Origin of the sequence: Cerasicoccus arenae (genome assembly GCF_014651635.1) — a bacterium.
Lineage (GTDB): Bacteria > Verrucomicrobiota > Verrucomicrobiia > Opitutales > Cerasicoccaceae > Cerasicoccus > Cerasicoccus arenae.
Genome location: NZ_BMXG01000001.1, coordinates 1 through 21,175, shown reverse-complemented (window position 1 = coordinate 21,175; position 21,175 = coordinate 1). Strand labels below are relative to the sequence as shown.

Genomic DNA, 21,175 nt, shown 5'->3' with positions numbered 1-21,175 from the left:
GGCGGTGAGGCATCGGCGTAATCGTCCGGTTCGCCTTGACCTTTAGGCGGGTCCGGCAAACCTTGAGCGGTTTAAATGCATCGCGTTTCACCAGTCATCCTCGCCCTTGGCATGTCCATGTTGCTTGCAGCGTGCAAGCCCAAGCCGGAAATCCAAACCTACACCGTGCCGAAGGAGCAGTCGGCACCACGACCAACGATGCCGGGGGCAGTGCCCGGTATGGCATCTGCGGATGGCGCGGTTACGCCGCCCTTCGCTGGTGCTTCTGCCTCGGGGACTCCGGGCATGAATGCGACACCGGCATTAGCGGCTCAGGTTAGCGGTTTTCAGACGCCACATTGGCAGGCCCCGGCGGATTGGAAGGCTAAGCCACTCGGGTCTGTGCGGAAGGGCTCTTGGGAAATCACTGGCTCCAATGGGGAAACAGCAGATCTGTCGGTAACGGTTTTTCCAGGTGATGTCGGTGGCGACTTGGCCAATGTCAATCGCTGGCGTCAGCAGCTCGGCTTGACACCGGTCAACGCCCAGCAGCTCGATTCTCTCCTGCAACACGTCGATTTTGCGGGTGGCCATGGACATGTCGTTTCGCTTGCGAGCCCGAATGGGCAGGCGATCCTTGGCGCAATTTTGCCACTGAACGGTGCGACTTGGTTCTTTAAAATGCAGGGCCCCAAGCCACTCATTGACAATCAGGAAACGGCCTTTCTGGCCTTTCTAAAAACGATCGATTTCTCCGCTCCAGCAAATCCATAATGAATCCCGTTTTTCGCTTTTTCAGTTCGTTAGCACTGACCGTAGTGCTCTTAGCAATGTCGGTTGTGCTGGTGCTTTTCGGTACGCTCGATCAGGTACAATGGGGGATCCACCACACGCAGAAGCTTTATTTCGAAAGTTGGGCGGTCCCTTCTCCGGTTCTCTCGCTGGTCAAAGTCTTCTCGTCGCAGATGTTTGATCCGGACCTCGCGCACATTAAGGTTTGGCTGCCAGGTGGCTTCACTTTGGGCACCTTATTGCTGATCAATCTTACCTGCTCGCATTTTCGCTTCTTTAAGGCCTCTTGGAAGAAAATCGGCATCGTCATTTTACACGCAGGCGTGTTGCTGCTGCTCGTAAGCGGCTTCCTGACCAGTATGCTCCAAGAGGAGAGCCAGATGCGTCTGGACGAGGGGGGGGCACCCGTTGACTACTCGACTGATTTTCGCAGTCATGAAATCACCCTCATCGACAAATCAGGGGCTGACGAAGATGTCGTTACGGCCATTCCATTTTCACTGGTTCTGGAGCAATCTGATTTGACATTGCCCAATGATTTTAAGCTGAAAATTCATGCGGCCATGCCGAATTCAGGGATGGGGATACGTTCTAATTTGCTCAGCCAATATGAGAACATTGCTGCGCAAAGAAATCAGCTCGATGCGCCGAAAATGAGTGAAGCACAGTTCCGCCAAGTCAACAATTCCATCAATAGCTTACGTGATCCCAATGTGGTAGCCTTGGCGATGGACGGCTCTCCACTGTTGACGACGGAAGGCTTGGATATGAAAGGTTTTGCGCAACGTATGGGTGGTGTGGTGGCCGAGCACCCGCTCACGACGAAGGATGATGAGGCCGATATGGCGGCGGCGGCGGTGGAGGTCATTGCCCCCAATGGTGAGTCCTTGGGGACGTGGCTGCTGAGCGCTGGACTCGGGCCGGAGTATCCGCCTCAGGGCTTCGATTACGAGGGCAAACGCTACGACCTCGGGCTACGCTTTACGCGGTATTATTTCCCGTTCACGCTTCAGCTCAAGGATTTCAAACACGATTTGTATCCAGGCACGAACATCCCGAAAAACTACTCCAGCGACGTCCTGATTGACAACTCTGAGACGGGCGAAAACCGTCCCACGTTGATCTATATGAACCACCCGCTGCGCTACGGCGGTTACACGTTTTTCCAAGCCAGTTTTGATAATCAAGATACGACCTCGATCCTGCAAGTGGTTCGCAATCCTAGTTGGTTGCTGCCATATTTCGCCGTCGCATTGGTGGGGATTGGAATGCTGGTGCATTTTGTCTTAGGATTGTCCAAATTTCTGGCGCGGAAGAGAAAACGGGTGGCTGAATCGGCAATCCCTTCGGCCAAGCCCGTCAATGTGCCCGCAGGGGGGGGGGGATGGGCTCTCCCAGCGATCATTTTGACGATTGGCCTCATAACGGTTTTCATGGGCTTTTTTCAGCGAAGTAAGTCGGATTTTGCGACGCAGCGTTTTGCCGAATTACCGGTTCAGAACGGCGGGCGTATATTGCCGCTGGATTCAGTGGCCCGCAACGCCTTGAGAATCATTAGTGGGCGTCAATCCGTGCGTCTGGAGGACAAAACCAAGCTTTCCGCGAGCGAATGGCTGCTGGACTTGGCATACAAGCCCGATCAAGCCGACGGTTATCCGGTCTTTCGAATCGACAACCCAGAGGTGCTGGGCTTGTTCGGCTGGGAACAGGCGGATCGTAAGTATTTCTCTTGGAATGAGTTAACTCCTCACTTCCAGTTATTGGGTGATCAGGCTCGCCAGATTCCAGAAGAATCATCCCGCCATTCGCCTTTTGATCGTTCGCTACTGAAGTTGACCAATGGCCTCACTCTTTATAACTCGCTGAGTCATTCGCTGGACCCAGGGCAAGACTATGCGGTTTGGCCAGAGATTGTCGGCCCGGGTACAGCTGCATTTGCCGCCCGTGAGCGTGGTGAATCCTTCGAATTTGCAGAGCTGGAGCCTTTCATCATGATGACGGATTATTACCTCCGACTGGCGAATACCGCCGATCTGGGCCTCATTCCACCGCTTGCCAATGCGGATACGAACGATTGGATGAATATTGGCGAGGGCATGCTGGAAGCGATCAAGACCAATTCTCTCAATCCAGTGGCGGCTGGCTACGGTGCGATTGGTGATGCCTACCGAGGCGGCGATCACACGCTTTTCGCGAGTGAGGTTGATAATTTGAAGGCTCAGATGGCCGCTCAAGTGAACACTTTCCGGGTTGGATTCGAGGAATTCTTTAACGTAATGCAGCCCTTTTACACCACGACTATCCTTTATGTGATGATTTTATTTCTGGTCTGCGTGAGTTGGCTCACGTCTACCGGACCGCTACAGCGGGCGGCTTACTGGCTGCTTTTGTTGGCGTTGGTCGTGCATACTTTTGGCCTGTTTGCTCGAATGTATATCCAAGGCCGACCGCCAGTTACGAACCTCTACTCCTCGGCAATTTTCGTCGGCTGGGTGGCGATTATTCTGGGCGTGGTGCTGGAGCGGCTCTACCGCAACGGGGTGGGGAGCTTTGTGGCTTCATTAATTGGTTTTGCGACGCTAATCATTGCACATAACTTGGCTTTGACGGGTGATACGCTCGAAATGATGCGGGCGGTGCTGGACTCGAATTTCTGGTTGGCGACGCATGTGGTGATTATCACAGCGGGCTATGGTGCTGTTTTCTTGGCTGGTGCACTGGGGCTGATTTATATCCTCCGCGGGCTTTTAACACCTAGCTTGGACAGATCCTCCGCTAAGTCGCTCTATGGAATGGCTTATGGCATCACTTGCTTCGGTGTGCTGTTCAGTTTTGTAGGTACAATGTTGGGCGGCATTTGGGCGGACCAAAGCTGGGGCCGTTTTTGGGGGTGGGACCCCAAGGAAAACGGTGCCTTGATCATTGTCCTCTGGGGGGCCTTGATGCTACACGCCCGTTGGGGGGGGATTGTGCGTGAACGTGGATTCATGCTGCTCGCCGTATTTGGGAACATCGTGACAGCGTGGAGCTGGTTTGGGACGAACCTCTTAGGCATTGGTCTGCATTCCTATGGATTTTTTAGCGCGGCCTTCACCTGGCTGACGATCTTTTGGCTCAGCCAGCTGTTCATTATTGTCATTGGGCTGACGCCTACTAGATATTGGTCTAGCGCGCGATTATGGAAAAAAGAGTCCTAGGCTATTTATTTTTGTCCGTCTTTGCCTTTGGTGTCGTGGCGTGAATCAAGTTCCAATGCATTCCAAAGGTAGAAGATACATAAAATGGAAGGGAAACGGCAACCATATCAACCAGAAGAACTTGGTAATTAGATTATTACTAACCTATGAAAACAATTCATTCTATATTTATCATTAGCCTAATTGGGTTAAGCCTTCTTGTGGGGGGATGTGAAAGCACACCGCTAACACCACAGCAAAAAGAAGCCTATCAAAAGGATCAGGCGATATTGAATTATCAAAATCAACAAGAAGCCAATGAGATGCAATATCTGGATGGTGATAGCATACAAGACGGACGCCAATTGAACCCATAAGCTTTTCAAATAGCAGGGGATTTTTGCTTGAAGCCAACACCCCAGTCATGTGCGAAAAGTTAATTAGGTCATAATGCAAGGCCGTTTAAAACAGCTTTTTTGGGGTAAAAATTAAAAATATTAAAAAAAAAGCCTGCAAAAGGGTAATCTTTTCAGGAACATGTCGTATATATTACTGACGATATAAGTGTTGGGGTTAAACCCGACATTTCAGTCAGTAGTAGTAGTAGTAGTAGTAGTAGTAGTAGTAGTAGTAGCAGCCAGTCCCCGTCCGAGCAATCGGCGGGGACTCTCTGTTTTCTAGATTCGCATATTAGCAGTATTATACGTCTCAATGGCCAACTGAGTCTCCAGAGGCTTTTTACTAGGTACGAGGGCTGCGAGCCATCTCAATTGCTACGCCTTAAATGCAATCGATTAGGAAATACGGATATGTTGATTGAATGTAATCGCTCAATGAATCCTAAAGAACATTAAAAATGGTCGTGGCTCTTTTCAGAATAGATAGGCGGCGTATGGCTGGATCCTCGAGTCCAAATCATACTTTATAGCATGCTAGAGTGCGTGTCACAGCCGTCAGATCGAGTCTCTTGCAATCATTTGTGTCTTCTCTGGAACAACACGGTGGAATGCAGTTTTGCAGATTAAAACTGGCGTAACTCGACTAATTATTTGTTGGCTGCCTGTGGCGGAATACTACCACCATTTGCTGTACCTACTGACAATGTCCCGATTTCAACGGTAGCTTCTTCACCGCTTTGGTTGGATATTGCTTCCACGTTGTATTGGCCCTGGCCAAACTTAATAGGTGAGGTCGGTGAGACACGCCAAACTACGTTGGCAGTCGTTTCAAACTCAATCTCTTCGCTGGAGGGATTGAGCGCCAATGTGAGGAATTCGTAGTCGTCAACCTTCAGGCCTGCGTTTCGCATAAGCGCTTTATTGAGTAAAACTGCGGTGCGATGGTCGAAACCATCTATCTGGCCGATATAAGCGACGCCAAAGGTGTATTTGTCGCGAGCCGCTCCCAAGCGCCCCATGAAATTACTATCATCGACAAGTGTGATCGACAAAGAGGGTGCTTCTTTTGCTGGCTTCGTGTCGGTAGGCTTATTTATTTCCTCAGTAGCTTTACTTGCGGTCGCTGCAGGATCGGTATCAGGTGCTGTTTCGGCTGTTTCGGCGGGTGCAGTGACGTTAGCTGGTGCAGTCGACATAGCCAATAGTTTCTGGCTGAGTTCGTTGTTTGGAAACGTATGGATGGTCTGGTCAATGAGTTTGCCTGTTTTTAAGTCGATTGCATACAGCGCATAAATCCCGTATTCAGATTCATCGTCATAGATGATTTCTGAGATTAGGAGCGCGGGCTTGAATTTGCTGACCATCGTTACGCGGTCAGTGAAATCGATGACTGGCTGCCCATTCTCATTCTCTATGGTGAAATCCGAGACTTCTTCCTCAAGTGTGTAACGGTTGCCATCGTACTTCGTAATCGCATTGAGCATCTGTTCGCTGAGACCATTTGCCTTCATATAGTAGCCGTTCTCCAAGACGTAGGCCCCTGCAAAGAGAATCTTGGTGTAACGCTCATTCCAGAGGGAATAGAGCATGGCTTCCGTCGGGTCTTCAGTTGCCTTGAGCAGTGGCATGGGCTTTATTTCGATGCCGATGCTTTTAGCGTCAAATTTAGACTGATACTGCTGATAGGATTCTGCGGCCTTGGTACGGAGGGCATTCTGCTGGACAGTCAATTCCGCAAGCTTGGCTTTGCCTGAGTCTATCATCGCTTGGCCCTTTTTGCGATCTGCGTCGGTTTTGGACTTCTCGACGAAGGGGCTATATTGCTTATCAGCAAGCCATTGGCCCGTTTCGATATCGGCATGGGCAAGCTGTATATCGCGCTCTATCTGCTTCCACTCGCGCATCTCACTATGATCTAAGAATCGAGGCACCAATTCTAATGGCATGGTTGGTGCGGGCGGTTCATTAGCACTCTTTTTTTCTTTGGCTGCCTGCAGGGGTAGCAGGCTGAGTGAGAAAACTAAAAGAGAGTAGACCAACACCTTGGGGAGAAGAAGCATTGCGGAATTTTGTTTGGGCATAACGAGAGTGACCAGTTTGAATTCTAAAACGTACAAATATATGGATCGTGTCGATGGCGACAAGTCTTTTAGACGCTATCACCTCCTAGTGAAATGCGCTCGGTCTGAGGTTTGACATTTTGTCTTTAGGAAGGGATCTTAGTTCAATGATCAACGAGACTATATATTTGGTTCGAGATTGCCCTGCCACCTTGATTCCTGCCGGAGACGCCGTGACGTTGGCGAAGGGAAGCCCTGTAAATATCAACCAGGCCCTTGGCGGCTCAGTGACCGTTACTGCCCCCCACGGCATGTTTCGCATCGCGCGTGAGAACTTTAACGCCCTTGGGACCGAAGCCGAGCAATGGCTCAGTGGCGAGCTAGGTCGTAATGATAGTGCGGATGAGGAGCTCGATGGGCCTTTTTCCGAAGATCATATTTGGGCTGTTTTGCGCAACTGTTTTGACCCGGAAATCCCCGTCAATATTGTTGATTTAGGGCTTATTTATGATCTGCAAACCGCTCCTGTGGGCAACGGAAAGCATAAGGTGTCTGTGCAAATGACGCTCACTGCGCAAGGTTGCGGGATGGGGCCAGTGATTGCTGCAGACGCCAAGGAGAAAATCGAAAGCCTAGCCGATGTCGACTTTGCTGATGTCCAGATCGTCTGGGAGCCAGCGTGGAATCCAAAAATGATTTCCGAGGCAGGTAAAGTGAAGCTTGGGCTAAAGTAGGATGTTTCGCCTAACGCTTCTGGTCGTCGGTAAGCTAAAAAACGCTCACCTACGCGCCTTGTGCGAAGACTTTTCGAGCCGTTTACAGCGATTGGGGCGGCTGGAGGTGGTCGAATTCAAGGACGCTGACCCTGCCGCCGAAGGTGAACGATTCCTGACTGCACTTGCTGCCCGTTCGGGCGCTAGTGTTTGGGTGTTGTCAGAAGAGGGAAAATGCCTGCGATCAACTGATCTGGCGGAGCAAATCCAAGCGCGACAGGGCGCGGAACTGGTCTTTGTCATTGGTGGCCCCTTTGGCCTTAGCCGAAGCGTTAAGCAGCGCGCGGATCGCTTGGTTTCGCTCTCCCCGATGACTTTCACCCACGAAATGGCCCGCTACCTTCTGCTTGAGCAGCTTTATCGTGCCGCATCGATCAACACCGGCTCGAAATACCACCACGAGTGAGATCCTATTGATGATCATTTCCACTGGAATTTGTCTTTGCCTTTTCAAACGATCATTCTGAATTTACCACCCCATGGAATACGAACCGGTCATTGGCCTCGAAGTCCACGTTCAACTCAAAACGCGCTCGAAGATGTTTACGCGCGTGGCCTACGCCTATGGGCATGAGCCCAATACGCTCACGAATCCCGTCGTGATGGGCATGCCGGGCACATTGCCAGTGATGAACAAGGAGGCGGTCCGTAAGACTGTCCAACTCGGCCTGATGCTTGGCTGCAAGATCGCCGAGACGTGTAAGTGGGACCGCAAAAATTATTTCTATCCCGATAGCCCGAAAAATTATCAGCTTTCACAATTCGATCAGCCTATTTGCGAAGGCGGCGAGGTGGAAATTGAAATGCTCGGTGCCTCACGCAACGTCATGGGCGACCACCGCACGGTTGAGTTGACACGCATTCACTTGGAAGAGGACGTTGGCAAGCTAACGCATTTCGCGACTGACAGTCTAGTGGACTACAATCGTGCGGGTGCTGCGCTCTGCGAAATCGTTACTGAGCCCAATCTGTATTCGGAGGACGAAGTTTACGCTTTCATGACGGCGCTGCGCAACATGATCGTGACTGCGGGTCTTTCCGATTGCGACATGGAGAAGGGCCAGATGCGGTGTGACGCCAATATCTCCATCCGCCCAGTGGGTAGTAAGACGCTTGGCACGAAGGTTGAGCTGAAGAATATGAATAGCATTTCCGGCGTCCGCAATGCTGTCGCCTACGAGATCAAGCGACAAATCCGCGCCCTGACCACTGGCTACGAGAAGATCGTCCAAGAGACGCGCCGCTGGGATCCTGTCGCCCTCGAAACGGAGTCCATGCGGATGAAGGAAGAGAGCCACGACTACCGCTATTTCCCGGACCCGGACTTGATGCCTGTTAGCATTCCTGCCGAGCAGATCGAAAAAATCCGCTCCGAAATTCCGGAGATGCCTTTTGACCGTCAGCGGCGTTACATGAACGACATGGATTTGCCTTACACGATCACTTCGGTGCTGTGTCCCGAACGCGAACTGGCGGAATTTTTCGAAGAAGCTTTGGCGCTAACCAAAGGTAAGGGCGAGCCGAAGGCCGTCGCAAATCTCGTTGTCAACGAGTTGATTCGCGATCTATCCGCTGCTGAGGGGGGGGGGCGCCAGTCACTGAGCGAATGCCTTGTGACCCCGGCGCACGTGGCCGAGCTGGTCTTGTTGATCGAAGGCGGTGTCATTACCAAGCAAATTGGCAAAGATGTCTGGGTGGAAATGGCGACGTCCGGCAAGATGCCAGCCGTAATTGTCGACGAAAAGGGGCTGAAGGCCAGCAATGACAGTGGCGAATTGGCCACCATCGTTGCACAGGTTGTCGCTGACCCGAAGCACGAAAAAGCGATCACTCAGTTTAAGGAAGGTAACAAAAAGGCGCTCAATTCATTAATCGGTCCTGTGATGAAGGCAACTCAAGGGAAGGCTAATCCGCAACAGATTCAGCAACTCATGCGTGAAGCGGTGGCAAAGCTATAAGCAATTGGCATTTATTGGCGAAAGAGAGTCGTCATTAAATTGTCATCAGCCCGGGGTTGCTTCGACCCGTAAATCATCCTAACTTGAGAATACTATGTATTTTTTTCTCGGCTTGTTGTTGGGCGGCCTAGGTGGTTTTTTATTTTACCGCCTGACCATTCGTCGCCAGCGGGCAAAGCTTGAGGAGGATATCCAGCTCTTGCAGCAGGAGAAACAGATCGTCGTGGAGTTTATGCACAATCTGGTCGAGGCGATCGGTGATGGCGTGAATCGCGACGAACTTTTTCAGCGCATTGTCCACGCCGCAATCCTGAGCACGGGGGCACTGAGTGCATGTGTCTTTGAGCGCAAGGGCAATAAATTGCATGGTGTCGCGGTTGAGGGGCTGTTTCCGCCGCAACGACCATTACCAGAAAGTTCGGCGGAAAAACTGTCCACCCGTGCCAAATTCATTGAGGGTATTTTACGCTCGGAGGTCTTCGAGATTGGGGAGGGCGTTATTGGCTCCGTCGCCAAGTCCGGCAAAGCGATTCTGATCGAAGATGCCGCGCATGATCCACGGGTCGTGCAGCACGGTGACGCGTCACTCAAGGTGCGTTCATTGGTCGTCGCACCAATCCCGTTTCGTAACGAAGTATTGGGCATCTTGGCCGTTGCCAATCCGGCAGATGGCTTGGCTTTTAACGAGACCGATTTTTCGCTGATTGAATCCCTTGCTGAGCAGGCTGGTTTGGCCATCCACAATTCAGACCTGATGCAGGTCCAAATGGAAAAGCAAAAGCTGGATTTCGATATCTCCATGGCAAGCAGTATTCAGGGTATGATCCTGCCCAGCATTTTTCCGCAATTGCCAGGGCTGGACATCGACGCTTTTTACCGCCCGGCGCAAAAGATTGGCGGCGACCTTTACGATGTTTTCAAGATCGACGAGCACCGTGTGGCGTTTGCCATCGCTGACGTTTCGGGCAAGGGCGTTCCCGCCTCGTTGCTAATGGCGATTTGCCAGACCAATCTCCGCCATTTCGCCAAGCAATTGGATTCTCCGGCGGAAATTCTCCGCGAGATGAATCGAGAGATGACGCCCGAGATGCGACAGGATATGTTTATCACGCTTATTTTTGCCGTGGTGGATATCAATAAGCAGACTCTGACGATGGCTCGTGCTGGCCATGAACTATTGCTATTGGTGCATGCTGAGCCCAATAGCGGTGATGCGAAATCTGAAATGATTGGTTCCGAGGGCATGGCCATTGGTATGGTGCCCAGTGAAGTTTTCGACATCATTATAGAAGATCGCACCGTGCCCTTTAAGTCAGGGGATACAGCAGTATTCTACACGGATGGCGTCACCGAGGCCAGCAACCGCGATGGCGCGGAGTTCTCGGGCAATCGTCTGGAAGAAGTGGTCCTCTCCCTGCGCGACCGTGATGCGCGCGCTCTAAACCAAGGTATCGTTTCCACCGTGGAGCGATTCACTGGCGGTAGTGTGTTCATGGACGATCTCACGTTGATCACCGTGAAGCACGCGTAAGAAGGCGGACGGTTTCTCTGCAAAAATCTACAAAATCGTAGGCCCCAGTAACGACAGTGGCTGCAACGATTGAGCGCAGCAAGCGGCCAATCGATGGATTAGAACAGGTCGCCCAGTGAGTTGCCAAAGTTCTGTGAACGGCCGCGATCATTGCCACGGTTGTTACTGCGGTCGTTACCACGTTGATTGCTGCCGTGTGTTGGGCGTCGCTGATTGCCGGTGCCCGCAGGCGCGCGGTCACTGCCACGCCCCGCGCTGCGATGCGGTTGTGCGCCCTCGCGCTGGGTCTTCATGGAAAGGGAAATGCGGCCGCGAGGGATGTCTACTTCGAGCACCGTCACTTGTACGCGCTGCTGCACCTTAACGACTTCCGCTGGGTCATTAACGAAGTTATCCGAGAGTTCGCTGATGTGGACGAGGCCGTCCTGGTGGACGCCCACATCGACGAAGGCCCCGAAGGCCGCGACGTTGGTCACGATGCCGGGCAAGCGTAGACCGGGGGAGAGGTCCTCGACCTTGTTAATGCCTTCGGCGAAGCTGAACGATTCAAACTGCTCGCGCGGGTCGCGGCCAGGCTTGGATAACTCAGCCTGAATATCCTTCAAAGTTGGCAAGCCGACTTCGTCGCTCACGTATTTCTCTAGTTTGATGCGTTGGCGGTGGCTGTCGCTGCTGAGAAGGTCAGCCACGGTGCATTGGGCATCGGTGGCCATTTGCTCGACCAAGGCATAGCGTTCAGGGTGCACAGCCGAACCGTCCAGCGGGTGTTCGCCACCGCGGATGCGTAAAAAGCCAGCGCATTGCTCGAAGCTTTTGGGCCCCATGCCGGGCACCTTCAGCAATTGCTTGCGGGACTTGAAGGGACCATTCTGAGTGCGGGCGGCCACGATGTTTTCGGCTAACCGTGTATTGAGGCCTGAGACGTATTTGAGCAACTGCTTGCTCGCCGTATTGACCTCTACGCCGACGCCGTTCACGCAGCTGACAACGATGTCGTCCAAGCTATCCTTGAGCTTCAATTGATCCACATCGTGCTGATATTGCCCGACACCGATGCTCTTTGGGTCTAGCTTCACCAATTCGGCTAAGGGGTCCATCAAGCGGCGCCCAATGCTGACTGCGCCACGCACGGTGAGATCCTGATCGGGGAATTCTTCGCGGGCAACTTCGGAGGCCGAGTAAATCGACGCGCCGCTCTCGTTGACCATTACGATTGTGATCGACGCTGGCAGGCCACACTGGCGGATAAAGGCCTCGGTTTCGCGCCCTGCTGTGCCGTTGCCAATGGCGATGGCTTCGATCTGGAATTGATGGCAGACAGCCAGCACGACATTGACAGCCTCGTCGTTTTTGTGGCCGCCCATACCTGGGTAGATGACGGTATTGTGCAACAGTGCGCCCTGGGCATCGAGGCAGACGACTTTGCAGCCCGTGCGGAAACCCGGATCGATCGCCATGACGCGTTTTTGTCCGAGAGGGGAGGCCAGCAACAGTTCGCGCAGATTCTCCATGAAGACCTTGATCGCCTGTTCATCGGCGCGTTTCTTGGTCGTCAGGCGGGAATCCGTCTCCATCGACGGGCCCAGCAGGCGCTTGAATGAGTCTTCGATTGCGAGGGAAATTTGTTCGGCTGCAGGGCCGTTACCGGTAAGGAAGCGGCGCTTCATCATGTCGGTCGCACGGTCTTCGTCGACGAGAATGCGGAAATACAAAAAACCGTCGTTGGACCCGCGCCGAATTGCTAATAGGCGGTGTGATGGGATCGTGGCCACGGATTCGCTGAAGTCGTAGTAGTCTTGATATTTGATGCCCTCAGCTTCTTTGCCGAACATCACCTTGCTCTCCAAAATCGCGTCTTTCTCGAAGGCTTTGCGCATCTCGACGCGCATCTCGGTGTCGTCGCTGAAACGCTCAGCAAGGATGTCCCGCGCGCCCTTGAGCGCGGCGTCTGCATCAGGCACGGCTTTGTTCTCTTCTTCGCTCTCGACGACGAATTTTGCCGCCTCGTCATCGACCGTGGCATTTTGGTTTTCGAATAGGAAGTCTGCCAGGGGGGTGAGACCTTTTTCCTGTGCAATCATTGCGCGGGTGCGGCGTTTGGGGCGATAGGGCTGATAGACGTCCTCCAGCCGCGCGACCGACTCCGCGCCCTCGACCAGTTTTCGCAGTTCATCGGTGAGTAACTTACGCTCCTCCAAAGACTTAATGATCGAGCTGCGGCGGTCATCGAGCATTTTTAGATCGGAGAGACGATCGCGAATTGAGGTTATCTGCACTTCATCCAACTGGCCGGTGGCCTCCTTACGATAGCGTGCGATGAAGGGCACTGTCGCCCCTTCGTTGAACAGCGTCGCGGTCGCGATCACCTGAGCTACGCCGACGTTGAGTTCCTTGGAAATGGTAAGAATATGGAGTTCGTTCATGGGGATTCGAAAAGCCGAAAACCAAAGCCATCGCGTGCCATTTTGGCAAAGCAAAACCTACCCTAATTTCACTTAGTCGAGTCGGCTTTCGTTGGTCATTCGGAAATTTCTTTACACTGTTTGAACAAGACGTCCGTACGGTTCAAAATTGACCTTGTTCATCTTTTTCTAATAAACAGTCGCATGCGTTTTACTTTGATCGCCCTCCTGACCTTGCCTCTTTGCGCCTCGGCGGATAAACCTGTCTTCAATGATTTCATGGGGCTGTGTGTGCACACCGTGCAGTTCAAGCCTGAGCTTTACGAACCCGTCACGCGATTGGTTCGCGACTATCATTCGGTCAATTGGGACCTCGGAGAGGACACCCAGGCCAGCATTGATTTTCCATTCTCAAAGAACCGCGTGCAGTGGGAAAACCTCTATGGTGGTTGGGTGAAAAAGGGTTACGAAATCGACGCCGCCCTAATGTTCAACAACCTACCTGCTGAGGGGTGGAAAAACATGCCCGCGGACGCAGAGCGCTACGCTGAAGCCTTCGCACGCTATTTCGGCCCATCCAGTCGTAATCTCGTGACCTCTGCTGAGATTGGAAACGAGCCCGGGCATTATTCCGATGAAGACTACCAGCAGCTTTTCCGCGCCTTTGCCACGGGTTTGCGACATGGCGACCCGAAGTTAAAAATCCTCACAGGCAATCTCCGCGTTGGCGATAGTGACAAATACGCGAAAAAAATCGATCTTCTGCGTGGCATGAGCGACCTCTACGACGTGCTGAAGGTCCATACTTACGCCCAGGTCGAGGGTTGGCCCACTTGGCGTCGTTCCTACCCGGAAGACCCCGACATCGACTTCCTGAGCACGGTTCAAGAGGTCATTGACTGGCGGAACGAAAACGCGAGCGGTAAGGAGGTCTGGGTCACTGAATTTGGCTGGGACGCGACCACCGCCCCCCAAGAAAAGACAGGCACCTTCAAGGATTGGGTCGGCTCAACGGATACCGAACAAGCGCGATACCTCGTCCGCGCGTTTCTGGTTTTCTCGGCGATGGATATCCAGCGGGCCTACATTTACTTCTTCAACGATTCGGACAAAGCTAGCGTCCATGCTGCAGCTGGCCTCACTCGTAATTTTAAGCCGAAGCCATCGTTCTATGCCGTCTCCCACCTGCGCGCTACGCTCGGTGATTACCGATTTACACGCATCCGCGAAGAAGAGTCCGGCGAACTTTATGTTTACGAATTTCAGTCCAGTAAAAATCTGAAACAATACATTTGGGTAGCGTGGTCTCCCACTGGCACCGACCGTGAAGCTACGGTTACGCTTCAAACAGGAAGTGGCAAAATTACCCGGATTGAGCGTATGCCGTTGAGTGAAGATACTGTAGAATCTGTAAAGTGGACCACGCCTCGAACAGGCGTCACCGAACTGCGCGTAACTGAGTCACCGGCCTATATTTTCATTGAGGCACCCTAGGAAACGGTAATCTCCCCCAAATTACGGCTGAAGATTAGCAGATGTGAGTGTGGTTCGGAGTTTTCTGATTGCGATTCGGGCCTTAGGCGATTTCGCTGAAAAGATGGCTTTGACGACCCCCCAGCAGACCGCGACACCAATTGACCGTTATTCGCTGCCCGATGCAGCGGGGCACTTCGGGCAATACGGCGGCATGTATGTGCCGGAAACCCTGATGACACCGCTCTTTGAGCTGACTAAGGCTTACGAGAAGGCTCAGGCCGACCCCAAGTTTCGGGAGGAGCTCGCCTTCATGCTCAAGCAGTATGCTGGCCGACCGACGGAGTTGTATTTCGCCGAGCGGCTCACTGAGCATTGCGGGGGAGCCAAGATTTACCTAAAGCGCGAGGATGGCCTGCACACTGGCGCGCACAAGATCAACAATTGCATTGGTCAGGCGATTCTGGCCAAACGTATGGGCAAAAAGCGTATCATAGCTGAGACTGGCGCGGGCCAGCACGGCGTAGCCACGGCGGCGGTTTGTGCAAAATTTGGTTTTGAGTGCGTGGTCTATATGGGGGCGGTTGACATGGAGCGTCAGGCCTTGAACGTGTTCCGGATGCGTCTAATGGGAGCCGAGGTTCGCGGGGTTGAGGCTGGCCAACGCACGCTCAAGGACGCTGTTAATGAGGCCATGCGCGACTGGGTAACGAACTGCCGTGACACGCATTACATCCTTGGTTCAGCGCTGGGCTCGCATCCATATCCCATGATGGTGCGCGACTTCCACAAGGTCATTGGTGAGGAGGCTAAGCGTCAGATACTCGAAGCCGAAGGCCGCTTGCCGGATGAAATGATTGCCTGTGTTGGTGGCGGTTCGAATTGCATCGGGTTGTTTTTTGAGTTTTTAGAAGACGTGGATGTGCGCCTCGTTGGTGTTGAAGCTGGAGGCCATGGCATTGAGCAGGGCCAGCACGCTGCACGGTTTGAGGGAGGTAAGGTCGGCGTCTTGCAAGGCTCGAAGACCTTCATCTTACAGAACTCCGATGGTCAGATAGAACTGACGCATTCGGTGTCCGCAGGTTTGGACTACGCGGCGATTGGCCCGGAGCACGCTTTTTATCATGACCGTAAGCGTATTGAATACGCTTACGCCACGGATGACGACGTGATGAAGGCGTTTCAGGTGCTCAGTCGTATCGAGGGCATTATCCCGGCGCTGGAGTCGACTCATGCGCTTGCATATGCGCTCAAACGTGCACCACAAATGGACAAGGACCAGATCCTCGTGGTGAATCTTTCTGGACGTGGGGATAAGGATGTTCAGCAAGCAATGAAGCTCCTTGGCGTTGAATAGTGGCAGTGGAGATCAAGACTGTCGTAGGGCCCCGGGCCTTGGAGTATCGGGATTCGCTAGCTGAGCTGCGAATTTCGGTGTTCCGCGATTTTCCCTATCTCTACGAGGGCACGTTGGACTATGAGCGAAGCTATTTGCAGCGCTATCTGGATTGTCCGGAATGTGTGTTCGTGTTGGTGTTTGACGGCAGTAATGTCGTGGGAGCCTCGACGGCATTGCCGATGAATTTTGAGTTGACGGAGTTCACAACGCCTTTCGCCAAAGCAGGCTATGACATTAGCGAAGTATTTTATTTCGGTGAATCAGTCTTGTTGTCGAAATATCGAGGGCAGGGCATCGGTCATCGTTTCTTTGATGAACGTGAAAGCTTCGCACACCAGTTAGGACGTTTCAAACTGACGGCATTTTGTGCGGTGGAAAGACCGGCAGATCACCCTTTGAGGCCGCAGGATTATCGTCCACACAATGTTTTTTGGAGCAAACGCGGCTATGTGAAACGCCCGAATTTGGCGACGACCTTTGATTGGAAGGATATTGATCTACCTGCCGAAACGGCACACCCGATGGTGTTTTGGACACGTTCGCTGGGCTAAAATCCCTACCGCTGCTGTGCCGTCTTTTCGCGGTGATTGAGCGCCCGTTCGCGCTGATGCAGCTCTTCGCGAAGCTGCTCCAGCTCTGTCTGCAAGACTTCTTGCTTCTGGGCTTTGTCGAAGAGGGAATTTTCGCTGATCTCGAGGAATTTTTCGCGTTCTTCAAGGACCTGATGGGCTTCCATGATTGGCATTTTCAGCTCATTGGCTAGGGCCTTGAGCCCCTCTACTTCCTTATTCAGTGTGTCGACCTGTTCTTTTAGGGCCAGAAACTCCTCACTCGTTGCGATACCTCCTGATGTCGGAGGCTCAAGAACGACAATTTCTTCCTCCTCAATTTCTTCTTCGTGCTCAACGACTTCGGGGACGCTAAAAGGAGCAGCTGAAACCCGAAGACTTCCTCCCTTTTTATCCTTAGCAAGTTTGAATTCTGCCGGGTCACGCTCGAAAATGATCCACTCTGCGTCTTCATCATCAGCGTTACTGATATGTAGGACAGATATTTGAGACGCGGCGTTTTGTTCCTTCACTTTGCTGACATCTGGCAGTGATGCCAGATTGTCCTGAACTTCGCCATCAATGGCAACCCACCATGAGTCTTCCTCGTCGTGGTTAAGCATCCATTGCTGAAGTTCTTTAAGTGTCATGAGGGGGGGAGGGTTAGGCCAATTCGCGCAGCGAGCGATGATTTTTCTTTAAATTAAAGTTTTGAGATAGTGAAAGCGACAATAAATGGCTTGTAAAGTCTAAGAATAGAACCCGCCGCCTAAAAGCGTAGAGCCATCATACAAAGCACATACTTGCCCCACTGCCAATGCGCGTTGAGGGTCACAGAAATTGATTTTTGCCCGTCCATTCTCAACAGGCTGGAAATTTATTTCGACAGGTGGGTCACGGTAGCGGGCTCGTGCTTGGAGTGTACGCTGCTCGTCCACAGGTTGGTTTACCCAGCTTAGACGTTCCAGAGTAAAGCTTTGACCCCATAAGCCGGGGCTGTCATGATGATCAAAAGCAATCACGAGGTGATTCGTGTCGAAGTCTTTGCTAACCACGACGAAGTGCTCGTTATCTGTATTACTGGGAACGCCGATGCCTTGGCGTTGACCAAGGGTAAAATGATGGAGGCCTCGATGTTCTCCAAGAATCTCGCCAGTGCCTGCGCGGACGATTTTTCCGGGACGGTCAGGTATGTAGTAGCGGAGAAAGTCATTGATGTTCACTTTGCCTAGGAAACAGATGCCTTGGCTATCCTTGCGGGCCGCATTGGGTAATTGGTTTTCTAGGGCAATCTTGCGGACACGCGGTTTGAGCAATTCGCCGATTGGAAACAGTGCATCGCGTAGTTGTTCCTGCCGAACTAACGCAAGGAAGTAGGATTGGTCTTTGTTGGGGTCAAGCCCGGCAAGGAGGTCGCATGAGCCGTCAGGATTCTCAACACGGCGGCAATAATGACCGGTTGCGACTGCAGAGAAACCGTTTCTACGCGCATAATCCCGAAATACGCCGAATTTCATTTCACGATTGCACATGATGTCAGGGTTCGGCGTGATGCCCTGCCGGTAGCCGTCGACCAAATATTGTACCACGCGTTCGCGGTAATCCTGAATCAAATTAACGACTTCAAAGTCAATTCCCAGATGGGCCGCCACGGCCTTGGCTTGTCGGATGTCTTCTTCCCACGGACAATCGGCCAAGATATCGCTGCCTTCCTCATTCATCCATGTGCGCATGTAGGCCGCAGACACGTCGTATCCTTGCTGTTTGAGCAGGAGCGCGGCGACGGCGCTATCGACACCTCCAGAGAGGGCGACTAGGATTCGGGAACTTTGAGACATCAAGGAACCGGCACGTTAGGCTTTCTTGGGGTAGAATCAAGCGTAGGCCTCGTTTCTTGGCCAAAGAAAAGGCTAAGGGCAGCGAATTGAATCCGCTAGAGGATATTTTGCTAAATGAAGCTCATTTTATCGGCTAGTTCCACTGCATTGGCGAAACTGGTGATGCCTGCCTTGCCTTGCCCTGCTATACCGAATGCCGTACCGTGGTCGGGACTGGTTCGTATGAAGCTTAGGCCGAGAGTCAGGTTCACCGCTTGGTCAAAATCGACCGCTTTAAGCGGAGCGAGACCTTGATCGTGGTACATGGCGATGATGACATCGAACTCACCCTGCATCTGTCGCCAAAAGAGGGTGTCACCGGGCTGACAACTCGATAGGTTGGGGTAGCGGTCTCGCAGGTTATCCAAGATCGGATCGATGATACCTTGTTCCTCAAAGCCCAGTAGCCCCCCCTCACCAGCATGCGGATTGAGCCCGCAGACGCCAATGCGTGCGGGGGAGGCTGCCCCCAATCGCTCGGCTAAGAAATGCGCGTTCTTAACGGCGCGAGTGATTGACTCCTCAGTGAGGTGATTTGGGACGTCGATCAGCGGCACATGCCAAGTTGTAAGCACCACCCGTAATTTACCTCCCGCAAAGGCCATGGACGGCTGGCCGAACCATCGTTCCGCGAAAAACTCTGTCTGCCCGGGGAACGACCAGCCCGCCTGTTCCATCCAGTGCTTGCTCACGGGCGCGGTGACGACGCCGCGGTAGCGTAGCTGGCGACAGCCATAGGCCGCTTCTTCAAGCGCTTCCAAGGCCACGTGCGCGCCTTCTACACTCGGTTGTCCAGGAATTGCGGAGAAATGGTGTTCGCCAACCGCATGAGTGTGCGGGCATTGCAGCGTCTCCAGCCAATTCTTGGGGCCGATGAGGCACACGTCATTCAACCGATCTGGATTACGTTGCAGCCAGCATTCAATGATTTCCGGGCCGACGCCCGAGGGATCTCCGCATGTAATGGCGAGAGGAAGCATATAAAGAGTTTCAAGTTTGAAGGTTAAAGCGATAACTCGATGTGAGTTTAGGCAATGACGTTAACCTTTAAACTTTAATCCGCTGCGTGGAAGCGCGACTTCGTATGAAACCGCGGCTGTCGGAATAGGTGAAGAAATTGAGAAACTGTTTGCCGCGATCTGTTGTCGGAAGATTTTCGGCGAGTGCGGCATCGGCCTTTTTGACGGGTGAACCGGCTAGTTTACCCAGATAGACTGCACGGTAACAGCGCTTAAGGTCGGAAATCTCTTCCTCGGTGAAGCCACGACGTTTCAGGCCGATCAGGTTTAGGCCAGCGACTTCGTTTTCGTTCGCAGCCATCACAAAGGGAGGGACGTCGTAAGTGATACGGGCAACACCGCCGATCATAGCGCTCTCACCGATACGGCAAAACTGATGGACGGCTGAGTTGCCGCCGATAAAGACATGGTCGCCTACTGTCACATGTCCACCGAGAAGCACGCCATTAGCGAGCACGACGTAGTCGCCGACTACACAGTCGTGACCCACATGGCAATTGGCCATTAGGAATCCATTGCCTCCGATAGTGGTATCATGCCCAGTATGAATGGAGCGGTTGATTGTAACACCCTCCCGAATGACCGTCTTTGTGCCGACTCTTACACCGCTTTGGGTTCGCGGATCAAATCTCAGATACTGCGGGTTGCCGCCAATAACTGCGAAATGGTCGACCGTCACTTCGGCTCCGAGCACGCTACCAGACTTGACCACTGCAAATGGAGAAATAACTACGCCTTCCCCCATCTGAACATAGTCTTCAATGCCAGAGTGACCATTGTTCGTCGTATCCATTAACATATTATTACTAGCCTTTCAGCGCTTAGACAAGCGAGCAATATGTGCTTTGTGAGGTGCGAGGCCATATCTTCTTAGCTCTTATTGAAGAGATCCATTTGGGGGCTTTTGACCATGTCGTAGTTTTTCAGAATGCGCAGGGTTTGGAGGAAGTCGTCCTTGGAGTAGTTGTGGTTGATCTCAACCTTACTCATGATGTCCTGTAGCATGGACCGGAATGAAATGATGGCGTCCAATCCGACATCTTGGAGTAGCTTGATTGACTCGCTTTTGTGCGGCTCGTGAGTGGGAAGGCCCGGTAATACCAAGATTTTAATGAAATTATCAATTTCGCCGATCTGGTCTTTCTCGATGGCGAAAAGCTCCTCGGCCCGCTTGTAGACATCTTTCTCCAAGAACTTGAAGATATCGGCGCTCCCCCGGAGGGTGGCGGGGGTGAATTTTTGGCTGTGCCAACCCTTAACGAAAACAACGGCGCGCTGAATCAGCGGCAGCTCGTTGGAAAATAGCATGAAATTGGGGCGTCGTGTTTGCTCACGATAGCCAGGATTGATGACGATTAGGTCGATCTCTTCCTCGCTACGCTTGGCGCGGCTCTGCACTTGATATTTCCTCATCTGCCGGACGAGGAAGCCGTTCAGCTCAAAGTATTCGCGGACTATGGTTTCATCGATGCCGGCCATCTGGAGGTTGCGGGATGCAGATTACTAAGTACGGACGATAAACGCCGCCCGAACTAAGAACTTACGATTAGGGGCTAAAATGAATTTTGGCAAGTTGTTAAAAACGAGGGTCTTGCGCACCCTATTCCTGCTATTTGGCGGCACCGGCTTCTAGCCAGAGATGACGCACGAGTGCTTCGTCAATGTCGTCGACGGTAACGGCTTTGCCAATGTTCTCCATTGCCACGAAACGCAGTTTGCCGCCCTTGACCTTTTTGTCGCGTTTCATCGCGGCTAATAGCTTGTCGAGGGGAAGAGGGGGGGGGGGGGCG

The 21,175-nt window shown here is 52.6% G+C and carries 17 protein-coding genes and 1 pseudogene; 10 read left to right on the top strand and 8 right to left on the bottom strand.

The window, feature by feature from the left end; genetic code table 11:
* Positions 1-75: 75 nt before the first annotated feature.
* The 3 genes from IE065_RS00090 to IE065_RS00080 all read left to right on the top strand — a co-directional run bounded on the left by IE065_RS00090 (position 76) and on the right by IE065_RS00080 (position 4,324).
* Positions 76-753, top strand: coding sequence for a hypothetical protein (locus tag IE065_RS00090; protein ID WP_189510460.1), 678 nt, complete (start codon positions 76-78; stop codon positions 751-753).
* Entirely contained in the window at positions 753-3,968 is a 3,216-nt protein-coding gene (locus IE065_RS00085) for a cytochrome c biogenesis protein (protein ID WP_189510458.1), read from the top strand. The genes IE065_RS00090 and IE065_RS00085 overlap by 1 nt, the downstream gene beginning before the upstream one ends.
* 146 nt (positions 3,969-4,114) lie before the next feature.
* Positions 4,115-4,324, top strand: a complete 210-nt coding sequence (locus tag IE065_RS00080; protein ID WP_189510448.1) for a hypothetical protein — start codon at positions 4,115-4,117, stop codon at positions 4,322-4,324.
* Positions 4,325-4,992: 668 nt separating this feature from the next.
* On the opposite strand, the gene IE065_RS00075 is transcribed toward IE065_RS00080, so the two are convergent.
* Positions 4,993-6,291 carry a hypothetical protein gene (locus tag IE065_RS00075; protein ID WP_189510445.1) on the bottom strand — a complete coding sequence of 433 codons (1,299 nt, stop codon included), beginning with the start codon at positions 6,289-6,291 and terminating at the stop codon, positions 4,993-4,995.
* Positions 6,292-6,572: 281 nt separating this feature from the next.
* Here IE065_RS00075 and IE065_RS00070 point away from each other — a divergent pair, with 281 nt between their 5' ends.
* From IE065_RS00070 to IE065_RS00055, 4 genes are all read left to right on the top strand, one after another.
* Positions 6,573-7,139, top strand: a complete 567-nt coding sequence (locus IE065_RS00070) for an iron-sulfur cluster assembly protein (RefSeq protein ID WP_189510443.1) — start codon at positions 6,573-6,575, stop codon at positions 7,137-7,139.
* Position 7,140: 1 nt separating this feature from the next.
* On the top strand, positions 7,141-7,584 hold the full coding sequence (locus tag IE065_RS00065) for a 23S rRNA (pseudouridine(1915)-N(3))-methyltransferase RlmH (RefSeq protein ID WP_189510429.1): 444 nt from the start codon (positions 7,141-7,143) through the stop codon (positions 7,582-7,584).
* 73 nt (positions 7,585-7,657) lie between these two features.
* Entirely contained in the window at positions 7,658-9,136 is a 1,479-nt protein-coding gene (gene gatB / locus IE065_RS00060) for an Asp-tRNA(Asn)/Glu-tRNA(Gln) amidotransferase subunit GatB (RefSeq protein ID WP_189510426.1), read from the top strand.
* A 94-nt stretch (positions 9,137-9,230) separates the two neighbouring features.
* On the top strand, positions 9,231-10,667 hold the full coding sequence (locus IE065_RS00055; protein ID WP_189510422.1) for a PP2C family protein-serine/threonine phosphatase: 1,437 nt from the start codon (positions 9,231-9,233) through the stop codon (positions 10,665-10,667).
* 98 nt (positions 10,668-10,765) lie between these two features.
* Here the strand turns inward: IE065_RS00055 and IE065_RS00050 are convergent, their stop codons facing one another.
* Entirely contained in the window at positions 10,766-13,090 is a 2,325-nt protein-coding gene (locus IE065_RS00050) for a Tex family protein (RefSeq protein WP_189510419.1), read from the bottom strand.
* A gap of 183 nt (positions 13,091-13,273) precedes the next feature.
* Here IE065_RS00050 and IE065_RS00045 point away from each other — a divergent pair, with 183 nt between their 5' ends.
* From IE065_RS00045 to IE065_RS00035, 3 genes are all read left to right on the top strand, one after another.
* Entirely contained in the window at positions 13,274-14,563 is a 1,290-nt protein-coding gene (locus IE065_RS00045; protein WP_189510416.1) for a hypothetical protein, read from the top strand.
* Positions 14,564-14,627: 64 nt separating this feature from the next.
* Complete coding sequence (trpB, locus tag IE065_RS00040; RefSeq protein WP_189511174.1) at positions 14,628-15,899, top strand: tryptophan synthase subunit beta; 1,272 nt, start codon at positions 14,628-14,630, stop codon at positions 15,897-15,899.
* Positions 15,899-16,492 (top strand): GNAT family N-acetyltransferase, encoded by a 594-nt coding sequence (locus tag IE065_RS00035; RefSeq protein WP_189510414.1) that lies wholly within the window; start codon positions 15,899-15,901, stop codon positions 16,490-16,492. The genes trpB and IE065_RS00035 overlap by 1 nt, the downstream gene beginning before the upstream one ends.
* 5 nt (positions 16,493-16,497) lie before the next feature.
* Here the strand turns inward: IE065_RS00035 and IE065_RS00030 are convergent, their stop codons facing one another.
* From IE065_RS00030 to IE065_RS00005, 6 genes and pseudogenes are all read right to left on the bottom strand, one after another.
* Positions 16,498-17,139 (bottom strand): hypothetical protein, encoded by a 642-nt coding sequence (locus tag IE065_RS00030; protein ID WP_189510411.1) that lies wholly within the window; start codon positions 17,137-17,139, stop codon positions 16,498-16,500.
* 99 nt (positions 17,140-17,238) lie between these two features.
* A complete protein-coding gene (gene mnmA, locus IE065_RS00025; protein ID WP_189510408.1) occupies positions 17,239-18,327 on the bottom strand; it encodes a tRNA 2-thiouridine(34) synthase MnmA in 1,089 nt (362 codons plus the stop codon).
* Positions 18,328-18,437: 110 nt separating this feature from the next.
* Positions 18,438-19,346: a PdxA family dehydrogenase gene (locus IE065_RS00020; RefSeq protein WP_189510406.1), complete on the bottom strand. Its 909-nt coding sequence runs from the start codon at positions 19,344-19,346 to the stop codon at positions 18,438-18,440.
* Positions 19,347-19,413: 67 nt separating this feature from the next.
* Complete coding sequence (gene lpxA, locus IE065_RS00015) at positions 19,414-20,178, bottom strand: acyl-ACP--UDP-N-acetylglucosamine O-acyltransferase (protein ID WP_189510404.1); 765 nt, start codon at positions 20,176-20,178, stop codon at positions 19,414-19,416.
* 77 nt (positions 20,179-20,255) lie between these two features.
* Positions 20,256-20,864 (bottom strand): hypothetical protein, encoded by a 609-nt coding sequence (locus IE065_RS00010; RefSeq protein WP_189510401.1) that lies wholly within the window; start codon positions 20,862-20,864, stop codon positions 20,256-20,258.
* Positions 20,865-20,994: 130 nt separating this feature from the next.
* Positions 20,995-21,175: pseudogene (locus tag IE065_RS00005) on the bottom strand (3-dehydroquinate synthase); the annotation flags it as partial.

Bases quoted from the DNA above. Each gene is read 5' to 3' on its own strand.
- IE065_RS00075 (WP_189510445.1), bottom strand. From the start codon at position 6,291: ATGCCATTAGAATTGGTGCCTCGATTCTTAGATCATAGTGAGATGCGC.
- IE065_RS00085 (WP_189510458.1), top strand. From the start codon at position 753: ATGAATCCCGTTTTTCGCTTTTTCAGTTCGTTAGCACTGACCGTAGTG.
- IE065_RS00065 (WP_189510429.1), top strand. From the start codon at position 7,141: ATGTTTCGCCTAACGCTTCTGGTCGTCGGTAAGCTAAAAAACGCTCAC.
- IE065_RS00050 (WP_189510419.1), bottom strand. From the start codon at position 13,090: ATGAACGAACTCCATATTCTTACCATTTCCAAGGAACTCAACGTCGGC.
- lpxA (WP_189510404.1), bottom strand. From the start codon at position 20,178: ATGGATACGACGAACAATGGTCACTCTGGCATTGAAGACTATGTTCAG.
- IE065_RS00080 (WP_189510448.1), top strand. From the start codon at position 4,115: ATGAAAACAATTCATTCTATATTTATCATTAGCCTAATTGGGTTAAGC.
- IE065_RS00045 (WP_189510416.1), top strand. From the start codon at position 13,274: ATGCGTTTTACTTTGATCGCCCTCCTGACCTTGCCTCTTTGCGCCTCG.
- IE065_RS00020 (WP_189510406.1), bottom strand. From the start codon at position 19,346: ATGCTTCCTCTCGCCATTACATGCGGAGATCCCTCGGGCGTCGGCCCG.
- IE065_RS00090 (WP_189510460.1), top strand. From the start codon at position 76: ATGCATCGCGTTTCACCAGTCATCCTCGCCCTTGGCATGTCCATGTTG.
- IE065_RS00030 (WP_189510411.1), bottom strand. From the start codon at position 17,139: ATGACACTTAAAGAACTTCAGCAATGGATGCTTAACCACGACGAGGAA.
- IE065_RS00010 (WP_189510401.1), bottom strand. From the start codon at position 20,864: ATGGCCGGCATCGATGAAACCATAGTCCGCGAATACTTTGAGCTGAAC.
- IE065_RS00055 (WP_189510422.1), top strand. From the start codon at position 9,231: ATGTATTTTTTTCTCGGCTTGTTGTTGGGCGGCCTAGGTGGTTTTTTA.
- IE065_RS00070 (WP_189510443.1), top strand. From the start codon at position 6,573: ATGATCAACGAGACTATATATTTGGTTCGAGATTGCCCTGCCACCTTG.
- mnmA (WP_189510408.1), bottom strand. From the start codon at position 18,327: ATGTCTCAAAGTTCCCGAATCCTAGTCGCCCTCTCTGGAGGTGTCGAT.
- gatB (WP_189510426.1), top strand. From the start codon at position 7,658: ATGGAATACGAACCGGTCATTGGCCTCGAAGTCCACGTTCAACTCAAA.